The following is a 9,341-nucleotide window of genomic DNA, read 5'->3' as shown; positions in this document are numbered from 1 at the left end:
CTCGTCGGGATGCTCCTGCACCAGTCGCTGCAGGCTGTCGGTGACCTTCGCAGTGAACTCCGGGTCGTCGACCGTCTTTCCCTCGGGGGCGGTGTACATCGCCACGACGTCACCGGTGGCATCCCGGCCGAACGTGCCGTCCGCCAGTCTCGCCGCAGCCACGGACTCCGAGCCGGGATCGTCCAGCCCGCTCTGACTCAGGTGCGCACCCAGACCGGAACCGTAGGCGCCCAGCGCCAACAGTCCGGCCACCATCACCGCGATGACGGTGAAACGGGCCCGGTAGACCAGATCCCCCCAGCGAGCAAACACCTATGGACTCCTCAGCCCCCGACGAGCAGCGCGGATAGTGGACGGCGGAGGCTGTGACCAGTCGCCGCCGTGGAGCACAGGCCTTCACATTACGGGCCGCCACCGCGTCATACGTTCATGATCGATTTCGCCGCGAGGCGATCGCGTCGGGCCGGACCGACCCACCCCGTCACACAGCCCCGCAGACGCAGGTTAGGCTCACCTTCTCCGATCTCGTCGATCCCGAAGGAGTTCCCCGGTGTTCGCTCTCACCACCCGCCGCAAGGTTGCGACGGTCGTCGCCGCCCTGAGCGCGACGGCACTGCTCGCGTCCTGCTCGTCGTCGACCGACAGCGATTCCACGACCACGGCCTCCGACGGTGCCTTCCCCGTCACGATCGCGAACACGTTCGGAGAGACCACGATCGAGTCGACCCCCGAGCGGATCGTCACGCTCGGCTGGAACGCCGAGGACGTCGTCTACGCGCTCGGCGGCACCCCGGTGGGCATGCCGAAGAACTCCTACGGCGCCGACGAGAACGGTGTCATGCCGTGGCTGTCGGACAAGTACGACCCCCGCGAGACCACCCTGCTCGACGCCACGTCCTCCACGCCCGTCGAGGCAATCGCCGCCCTGTCACCCGACGCGATCATGACACCGTACGAGGGCTTCGACGAGGCCACCTACGGCCAACTGTCGTCCGTCGCACCGACGGTCGCCTATCCCGGCAAGGCGTGGCAGACCACGTGGCAGGACCAGACCACGCTGATCGGTCAGGCGATGGGCAAGTCCGACGAGGCGACCAAGCTCATCGACGGCATGAACACGATGCTCGCCGACACCGCCGCCGCGCACCCCGAGTTCGCCGGCAAGACCCTGTCGGTGATCAACCTCGACACCACCAACGGTCAGGTCAACGTCTACAAGCCGACGGACCCCCGCGTGCAGGTCCTCACCCAACTCGGGTTCGTGAACTCCCCGGGCGTCGAGAAGCTCGCGGCCGAGAGCGATCCGGACAGCTTCTTCGCCACCATCTCCGCCGAACGCATCACCGAGGTCGACGCGGACGTCGTGGTCGTGTTCGTGCCGGACGAGGGAGAGGCCACGAAGAACCCCACGTACAACTCGCTCGGCGCCGTCCAGCGCGGCAGCGCGGTGCCCCTGCCCGACACCCAGGTGGTTGCGGGCCTCAGCCGGACGGGCGTCCTCGCGACACCGTGGGTGATCGACCGGATCGCCCCGCAGCTGTCGGAGGCCGCGAAGCGGGTTGCGTGACGACTTCGCGTTCGGAGCCGGGCTCGTCCGCGACCGCGGTCAGGAACCGAAGATGCGTCCGAAGGCTTCGAGAAATGCGACAGGCCCCAGGGAGAACATGTAGCTGCTCCCGGTGAACATGGCATCGATCACGTCGGTCACCTCCTCCCGTTCTCGCGGCGTGCGCTGCTCATTCGGCGAAGTTCTGTTCGATCCAGTCGATGGTCTGCATCCCGAACAGGTCAGTGCCCCACCCGTAGAGGTCGGTGAGCATCCGCACCATGCTGCAGTCACTCGGCGCGTACGTCACGTCGGTTCCCCCGGCCCGATACTTGTCGGCGAGTTCCCGTGAGTCCTTTGCCGGCACAAGGGACATCGGTGAGTCGTCCTTGGCGCACGACGTGATGAGAACCTTCGACTTCGGAGCCTCGGTCCCGAGCAGGTTGTCGTCGTAGACGTGCTGGAACGCGGGAATGTCGGCCGGGTTCTGCCCACCGACGAAGAGCGTCTCCAATGGAACGAACGGCGCCGTGAAGTACGCGGGCGTCTGGCACTGCGTTCGATACACGTGGGCCAGCGCCCTGCCGACGGGGTTCAGCTTCTCGTCGATCCGCATCTCGGGGTACTTCGGCTCCAGACCGAGCAACGTGGCGAAGGCGAACCCGGAGCCGATCGAACCGTCGGCGGTGCGCATGAAGTTCCGCGTGTTGACCACCATGCCCTCGAGGACGGCGGACCGGACGTTCAACTCCGGGGCGTACTGCGCCTGCGCCTCGGCGGCGAAGCCTGCGCCGACTCCGCCTCCCGCAATACCGAACAGAGAGATCGGGGCGTGTGCGCTGAGCCCCGTGCTCGGGGCCGATACGGCGGCACGAATGGCGTCGAGTTGGGCGTGGCCGGCGTACTTTCCGGCGAAGACGCCGTGCGGGTCGGGGTCGCCGTCGTTGCCGACGTCGGAGATGACCACCGCGTAGCCCTTGCCGAACATCAATGCCAGCGGTCCGAGCGCGGACCAGGCGGCGCCGTCGAGCGGATTCCCGCCGGTCCACTGGGTGCTCGGATGACAGTAGGCGCCGACGCTGTCGTTGGCCTCCTGGTAGCTGATCACCTTCTTCTCCGCTGCGGGCGTGCCGTCGACGGGGATCATCACGATGCCGGTGCTGACCTCGGGCGTGGTTCCGTCGAGTCCGGTCGTCACGTACATCATCTTGTAGGCGTCGATCCTGCCCGGCTTGTAGCCGAGGAACATCATGTCGACCGGCTTGATCTTGAGCACGGTGCCCGGGCGCTCCGCCCCGGTCAGTGGTGGTTCGTCGTAGAAGGAGTCGCGCGACGTCAGCGCCTTGAACGACTCGACTCGCGATGCAGCCGTCCCGGCGTCGAGCGCGCCGACGACGAATCCGTTGAACACCTCGTCGAGGCGCGGCGTCCGCACGTCGGACTGGCCGCCGCCCGACGACGACCCGTCAGCCGACAGCGACCCGCCGGCCGACGACGACCCGTCAGCCGATTGGGCGGACGCGCCGACCGGGGCGACCATGATCGCGGCGGTGGCCACCGCCGCGTAGGACAGGATTCGTGTGGCTGCGGAGAGCCTGTGGCCCCGAGTCGCATTGACTGTCATCAGGACACCGTCACTTCCGTGTTCTGCAGGGCGGCCAGCATGATCTGGGGAATGTTGAGCAGCGGTCGATGCGTTTCGAGTTGCGTCTCGTAGGGCACACGTAGCTCGGATTCGAGCTGCGGCCAGTTGTTCTCGACCATGTCCTTGTACTTCGGGAGGAGCTGGGTGGTGATGTAGTCCCATCGCTCGTCGTAGACGGACCAGTTCCACGCCGGGAGCGGACTGGTCAGGGTAGCGGTGCGCCCATCGGGCAGGCGCGAGCTGACTTCGATGGGACGGAACGAGCGTGGCGGCAGTACCCCGGCAACCGACGGCGACCCCGCCACGGTGGACAGGTACGTGATCGCCTGGCCGACGGTGTCCTTGTAGTTGCGAACGGTGTCCCACTGTTCCCGGATGATCACACCTTGTTCCCGCTGCAACAGCGCACCGTTGCCGCGCGCGATCCGGTCCGGATCCTGCGACGCGACATCACGCCACGCGGTCATGATGTCGTCACCGAACAGCCCCGCACGTTGCATCTCTTCGAGGGCGGGGAGCCCACCGGTGACGTAGGCGCGATGCATGGGCATCAGGTCGGAGAAGATGTTCTTCTGCATCACCATGATCATTCCGAGGATGAAATGCAGGTCCTCGCTGGTGATTTCGCTTCCAGCCTCGGCCAGCGCCCGCAGTCCGTCCGGGAGCGAGTCGACGATGTCCGGGCCGGCGACGCCGGTGGCGGCCTCGACCACGGCCCGGGCGGACTGCTGAATCGGCGGGAGGTCGTAGGCGTTCGTCATGAGTTCGAAGTCGATCAGCCCGCCGCCGAAGTCGGCGCCGACCATGCCGCCCATGCCCGCCCACTGCAGTTCGCGGCGCTCCAGCTGCAAGTCCTCGTAGAGGCGGTACGACCTGATCAGGTTGTCCCGGTTCACCGCCACCCCGGCACGCGGATCCCACGCGGCCAGGTCGATCCCCGCGGTGTCGGTGGCCTCCACCAGCCAGTATTGGAAGAGCAATGCCTGATACTCGTGCGGTGCGGCGCCRCTCGCGCGGGCCTCGCCCAGAAGTCGGCTGAGCGTGGCGCGGTCGGTGGGCAGCGCCGGATTGACCCCGCCGGGGCCGTGCGCCGCGTCCCGATTGCTCATCGGCAGATTCAGATAGTGGTCGACGTCCGTTTCGGACGCCGCGGCCGGTGTCGACGCCACACCCCCGACCGCCACGGTCGTCGCGACCAGGACCCCGACCACGCCCGCGACGGACGCGCGCAGGGTCCAGCGCCCCTTCAATCCAGCACTCATGTCGCCCCCCAGGGCTCACTCGGAAATGGCCACCCCGACATGCTCGATCTACGCAGACAATACTTACCGACCGGTTCGAATCATCGGAAATCGTCGATACGACCCACCAAAACTCCTGGATAGCGACAAATGGGATGACTACCCCATTTCAGAACATCGGACCCACGGTGACCCCATTCGATCACCGTCACGCACATCATTGATCAATCTCGAGGAAACCCGTCGGCGTTCTCTTTTCCAGAAATCAGAACGCGTCCCGGCAGTGATCCGAGATGCCGGAATCCAGGACACACGCCCGCCCTGGCGGCCCCTCAGCGGGCGGCGGGGAAGGTCCTCGCTGCCCCGGATCATCTGTCGCCTGCGCGGTTTCCTCCTTTGGCCGAGGTACGTATGGCGCTCGGACGCCTACCCCAGGCACGGAGGTATGCGTCCGAAAACGCTCCGGTATTGGTGTACCCGACCCGCCGGGCGACCTCCGAAACGGTGAGTCGGTGGTTACGCAACAGGTCGTCGGCGACGGACATTCTCAGTCGGGTGAGATATTCGGTCGGCAATTCCCCTGTTGCAGAATGAAATCTGCGCGTCAGCGTGCGCGGGCTCATCGAGAAGTGCGCGGCGAGCCGGGAAAGCTGGACCGGGTGATCGTAGTGAGTCTCGAGCCACAGTTGGACGTCGAGGATATCGGCGTGCCCGTGGTATCTGGCGGCATCGAATTCAACCTGAGTGACGCGATACGAACGGTGGAAATCGACGAGATAGTCGTCGGCGACGGACGCGGCAACACGCGGCCCGTGCAGTCGCTCGATCAGGGACACTGCCAAGTCGGCTCCGGAGTTGATCCCCTGCGCGCAGAACACCCCGCCGGCGGCGGTGAGCGCGCGCGTCGGCTCCAGATTGACGGCAGGAAAATGCTCGACGAAGGCCGCAGCTGCCTGCGGATACGTTGTCGCAAGGCGCCCATCCAGAATGCCCGCCGATGCGACCAATGTGGTGGCGGTCCCCGCGGCGCCGATCAATGATCCCGCGTCGTGTGCTCGGGCGAGCCACGACTCGATCGCCGCCGTCTGTGGACCGGGCCAGCCCCACACCCCTGCAACCCACACCAGATCGACGGTGTCCTGCAGATCGTCGATGCCGCAATCGGCGTCGATGTAGGTGTTGCCGCCGCAGCAAATTGGTTCGCCGTCCGTGGAAGCGATGAGAACTCGGTGCGGACCGGCGGGGGCGATGAGCGTGGCAGCCCAGAAGAGATCCTTCGCCAAAGCGATGCTCATCGCGACCGCTCTGGGCGGACAGAGGATGACCACCGTTGTCTCTTGCGCCGATTCTTCTGTCTGTTTCACCGATAGATTTGGCTCCATAGTCTTCGTAACGTACTCAACATGACATCGACATGGATCGCCGAAAATGCAATCWAGGCCGGCGGCAGCAGCGAGGCATCCCAGCCGAATCACCACAAATTCCGCGGCGAGTACGCGCGATTCCAAGAGAAGATGGAAGAGAACTTCTGGAATCGCCAGGGCGAGATGCTGCATACCCTCCGCCAGTATTTCCCGGCGGAGCAGTTGGAGAGCATCGCGGGCGAGCTCGATCAGGCCGGCGCGACGCTCGCTGCAGTGCAGCCGGCGGCGAACGCCAACGATTCGCGCATGAACTACCCCATCCACGAGCCCTATGACGGCATCGGGCGTCGCATCGACGAGGTGCGCCACCATGGCGGATACGCGAAGGTCGGCGATGCCATCTACGGCAGCGACATCGTGCGCCGGCTCACCGAACGCGGCGGCCTGAAGGAGGGCTTCGCCTTCTACTTCCTCGCCAGCATGCTCGGCGAAGCCGGTCACAATTGCCCGGTCATCTGCAACTTCGAGACCGCCCGCCTACTGGAGAAGCACCCGGAAATCCCCTTCGCCCAGGAGTGGATCGGGAAACTCCTCACGCCCAACTACCGCGACAACCTCACCGCCTCGCAGTTCCTGACCGAAGTGACCGGAGGATCCGACGTGGGCGCCAACGCGACCATCGCGGAGCGTGACGAGGCCGGCGAGTGGCGGATCACCGGCGAGAAGTGGTTCACCTCCAATGCCGATGCCGACTTGAACATCATCACCGCCCGGTACGACACCGACCGCCCCGGCACCAAGGGCTTGTCGGTGTTCCTGGTCCCGCGCACGTTGCCGGACGGCTCGCACAACTCGTACACGCTGCGCCGCCTGAAGGACAAGCTCGGTACGCGCGCGCTCGCCACCGCGGAAATCGACTACCGCGGAGCCTGGGCCATTCCGCTGAGCGACGACGCCGAACGCGGCTTCAACCTCGTCATGAGCAATTTCATCCATCTCTCCCGAATGGCGCTGTCCGTCGCTGTGATCGCAATGTCGACACGGGCGTACGACATCGCCAAGATGTACGCGCAGGAACGCTCGGTTTTCGGCCGGACCGTCATCGACCATGCCGTCAACAGGGAGAACCTGGCCCTGATGCGCTCGCACACCCTCACGATGCAGGCCGGGCTGTGGCAGCTGATCGATCTGCAGGACCAGGTCGACCTCGGCGTTGTCGATGACACCGCATCGACCCGCTACATCCGCCTGATGTCCAGCGCGGTCAAGGCGGTCTCCGGTGAGGCAGCCGTCGATCATTGCCACCATGCGCTCGACACGTTCTCCGGGAACGGCACCATCGAGACCTTCTCCCCCATCCCGCGCCTGCTCCGCGACGCGATCACCCAGGAGAACTGGGAGGGCGCCCACAACGCGATCCGCGCCCAGATCATGCGCGACATCCTGCGCTACGACGTCGATGACGCATACCTCGTCGTCATGCGTCGTTTCGCCGGCAAGATGGCGTCGCTCGAGGACGCCTCGATGGTGGCCGACCGTCTCGACCGCATCGAGGATGCGGTGAAGGTGATCCGGGCGTCGGAGGACGACGACGAGCGCCACATGCTCGTGACCTGGCTGATCCGCGACATGGTCAATGTCGCCGGCTGGGCGGCGCTGCTCTCCGAGGCCCGCGACCAGGAGGAGCGGGACGGTGGCTCCGTAAAGCGCCATGCGGCGAACCTCTTCCGGATGCGGTACCTCGAGGAAGGTCGGCCCACCTACTCCCAGGCAGAGCGGATCGCGATCGACGGGGTGATCGAATGGACCCGATGACCATGCCGGACATCCCGGCAACGCTCGCCGCACTCGCCGTCAGCGGCGCGCGGCACCGCGGCTTCCCAGCGTTCCGCCACCGCGGGCCGGAGGGTCTCGGCGGCGACTGGCACGACGTGAGTTACCTCGAGGCCGACGAGCTCATCCAGCGCACCGGGGCCGGGTTGGTCGCGATGGGGGTCGCCCCCGGCGACCGCATTGCGATCTTTGCGGATTCGCAAACCGCCTGGACCGTCGCAGATATGGCGATCTTCGCGGCCGGGGCGGCGACGGTCCCCGTCTTCTCCACCAGCACCGCGGCCGAGGTCGATTGGGTGCTGCGAGACAGCGGGACCCGTCTGGTGTTCGTCGACAACACCGCCACCGCGGAGATGGTGGACTCGCTCGGCCTGGGCGTGACCATCATCGGCCTGCACCCGGGATTGGTCGAGGAGTCGATCGGGGATGTAGCTGCCCGCGGCGACAATGCCGCCCACCGGGCGGAGTTGCTGGCGCGCGCGGCGGCGGTGACGCCGGATGATGTCGCCAGCGTTGTCTACACCTCGGGAACGACGAGCAAGTCGAAGGGTTGCACGCTCACCCACGACAACCTGCGGGGCGTCTACGCCGGCCTGCTCGCGTACAAGATGGTCCTGCCCGGCGAGACCGCTGCGGTGTTCCTCCCACAGGCCCACCTGTTCGCCCGCGTCGTCGTGTTGTGCTGCTACGCCTACGGCAGCACCGTCGCCTATGTCTCCAAAGACCCACAGCAGATGCTGGCGGATCTGGGCGAGATCAAGCCGCACTACATCCCGGCGGTGCCCCGGATCTTCGAGAAGCTGTACTCCGCCGTCCATGCCGACCCGACCCGATCGCACCAAGACCGCCTTGCGATGACCCGGGCGATGCTGGGCGGGCGGGTCCGGCAATTCAGCGCCGGCGGAGCGCCGATCGACTTGAAGATCCTGGAATTCTTCCATGAGGCGGGAGTCCCGGTCCTCGAGGGCTTCGGACTCACCGAAGGCGGCGGTGTGGTGACAAATTCTGCGACTGACGCCTTCAAGTTGGGTTCCGTCGGCCGCGCCCTTCCCGGATTCGAGATCAAGATCTCCCCAGAAGGAGAGCTCCTGGTCGGCGGTGTCGGCGTGTTCGCCGGCTACCAGAACAACCCGGAGGCCACCGCGGCGGCGCTGCGTGACGGGTGGCTGCACACCGGTGACCTCGGTTCGATCGACGAGGACGGCTATCTGACGATCACGGGGCGGATCAAGGATCTCATCATCACCTCGGGTGGGAAGAACATCGCGCCGACCCCGATCGAGCACGAACTCTCCCGGCACCCACTCGTCTCGCAGGCACTCGTCGTCGGCGACCGGCGCCCGTTCTGCTCGGTGCTGTTCACACTGTCCCCACCAGCGGTTGAGCACTACGAAGACCCCGAGCGCGAGATTGCGCAGATCGTCGACTCGGTGAACGAGACGCTACCGGGGTACTCGAGGATCCGACGATGGCAGATACTGCCCGAGGAACTCTCGATCGGTGCGGGCACGTTGACCGCCACACAGAAGATCCGCCGCAGCGCGGTCTCGGAGTGCTACGCGGATCTGATCGACGCGATGTACGCCAACGCGGGGAGACCGGTTGAGGTGCACTAGGTGTGAAGTCCAGGGAGGTTGGTCCGGACTCTGTCCGGTGAGTCGACCTGACAGGTGAAGGCCACCGGTTGTGAAGTGGAGCGGGCTGGGTTCCGC

Annotated in this window: 6 protein-coding genes and 1 pseudogene; 3 read left to right on the top strand and 4 right to left on the bottom strand. The window is 66.0% G+C overall.

The annotated features are described in order from the left end of the window. A pseudogene (locus tag AB4Z09_RS25585) lies at nt 1-312 on the bottom strand (MMPL family transporter); the annotation flags it as partial. 238 nt (nt 313-550) lie between these two features. Between AB4Z09_RS25585 and AB4Z09_RS25580 the strand changes: the two are divergent. After that, nucleotides 551-1,567, top strand: a complete 1,017-nt coding sequence (locus AB4Z09_RS25580) for an iron-siderophore ABC transporter substrate-binding protein (protein ID WP_442240991.1) — start codon at nt 551-553, stop codon at nt 1,565-1,567. Between the two features lie 169 nt (nt 1,568-1,736). Here the strand turns inward: AB4Z09_RS25580 and AB4Z09_RS25575 are convergent, their stop codons facing one another. The 3 genes from AB4Z09_RS25575 to AB4Z09_RS25565 all read right to left on the bottom strand — a co-directional run bounded on the left by AB4Z09_RS25575 (nt 1,737) and on the right by AB4Z09_RS25565 (nt 5,796). Next, nucleotides 1,737-3,170: a lipase family protein gene (locus AB4Z09_RS25575; RefSeq protein WP_442240990.1), complete on the bottom strand. Its 1,434-nt coding sequence runs from the start codon at nt 3,168-3,170 to the stop codon at nt 1,737-1,739. Beyond that, nucleotides 3,170-4,453 (bottom strand): hypothetical protein, encoded by a 1,284-nt coding sequence (locus AB4Z09_RS25570; RefSeq protein WP_442240989.1) that lies wholly within the window; start codon nt 4,451-4,453, stop codon nt 3,170-3,172. The genes AB4Z09_RS25575 and AB4Z09_RS25570 overlap by 1 nt, the downstream gene beginning before the upstream one ends. 347 nt (nt 4,454-4,800) lie before the next feature. Continuing rightward, entirely contained in the window at nt 4,801-5,796 is a 996-nt protein-coding gene (locus AB4Z09_RS25565; protein WP_442240988.1) for a GlxA family transcriptional regulator, read from the bottom strand. Between the two features lie 39 nt (nt 5,797-5,835). On the opposite strand from AB4Z09_RS25565, the gene AB4Z09_RS25560 reads away from it, so the two are divergent. Both AB4Z09_RS25560 and AB4Z09_RS25555 read left to right on the top strand, forming a co-directional pair. Further along, the gene (locus AB4Z09_RS25560) at nt 5,836-7,611 is read left to right on the top strand and encodes an acyl-CoA dehydrogenase family protein (RefSeq protein WP_442240987.1); all 1,776 of its coding nucleotides are present in this window, start codon (nt 5,836-5,838) and stop codon (nt 7,609-7,611) included. Beyond that, a complete protein-coding gene (locus AB4Z09_RS25555) occupies nt 7,608-9,245 on the top strand; it encodes an AMP-dependent synthetase/ligase (RefSeq protein WP_442240986.1) in 1,638 nt (545 codons plus the stop codon). Before AB4Z09_RS25560 ends, AB4Z09_RS25555 begins: the two co-directional genes overlap by 4 nt. Nucleotides 9,246-9,341: the final 96 nt, after the last annotated feature.

This window comes from Rhodococcus sp. TAF43, assembly GCF_052113525.1.
GTDB lineage: Bacteria > Actinomycetota > Actinomycetes > Mycobacteriales > Mycobacteriaceae > Prescottella.
Note: the sequence above shows the minus strand (reverse complement) of the source record. Positions and strands in the feature narration are given on the sequence as shown.